Source organism: Pseudoalteromonas sp. PS5 (assembly GCF_004103255.1).
Lineage (GTDB): Bacteria > Pseudomonadota > Gammaproteobacteria > Enterobacterales > Alteromonadaceae > Pseudoalteromonas > Pseudoalteromonas peptidolytica.
On the sequence record NZ_RCSQ01000239.1, the window covers coordinates 1 to 837 of the forward strand.

Genomic DNA, 837 nt, shown 5'->3' on the forward strand with positions numbered 1-837 from the left:
ATTCAGCTGGGCAATATGTCCTTTGTCGAACAGGCTCACATCATAATTCCAGTGCACGGTAACACCTTGCTCATTAATTTGAATATCGACATCCAAATCAAATTTCGCCTGTACACTGTCACCACTGTACGGCTTAACCGTCACACCTGGTAGCTTAAACCCTGCTTTATCCGCATCACTCGATAAACCATAGTCACTATTGGTCGTCATCATGATTTGAAATAGTGGGCTGTGTGAGCCACTGCGTGGCACTTTCAAACGCTCGACTATTTGCTCAAAGGGCGCTGACTGATTTGCTTGTGCATCTAGATTAACTTGTCTTATGTGTGCTAAATACTCACCTACTGTATTATGACCAGTATCCGCTCTTAGCACTAAGGTGTTGACGAAAAACCCTATCAATGGTGCCAGCTCTCGCTGCTCCCGATTCGCTATTGGTGTGCCTATGACCACATCCTTACTGTTGCCATGCCTCGACAGGAGTAACGATAAGGCTCCATGCAATAACATAAACGGAGTGATTTTGAATTGCTGCGCCACCTTCAGAAGTGCTTGTGCCAATTCTTTGGGTAAGACTCCTGTGACTCGCGCACCTTGATATTGCTTTTGTGCTGGCCTTGCTTTATCTAATGGCAAACTATGAAGTGCAGGTAACCCTTCAAGTTGCTGCTCCCAATAATCCAACTGACCCTCAAGCTGCTCTTGTGCCAAATAGTGACGCTGCCAATGAGCATAATCAGCATACTGCACCGCGAGTTCTGGTAAGGGGCTAGCTTCACCTGCTTCTTGCGCATGATACAGTGCAAAAAACTCCTTCATCAGGATTTCCATTGACCA

The 837-nt window shown here is 46.0% G+C and carries 1 protein-coding gene; it reads right to left on the bottom strand.

Annotated elements, in window-relative coordinates; genetic code table 11:
- Window positions 1–831, bottom strand: an 831-nt coding sequence (locus D9603_RS21295; RefSeq protein WP_277750235.1) for a condensation domain-containing protein, incomplete at its 3' end; no start/stop codon positions are given.
- Window positions 832–837: the final 6 nt, after the last annotated feature.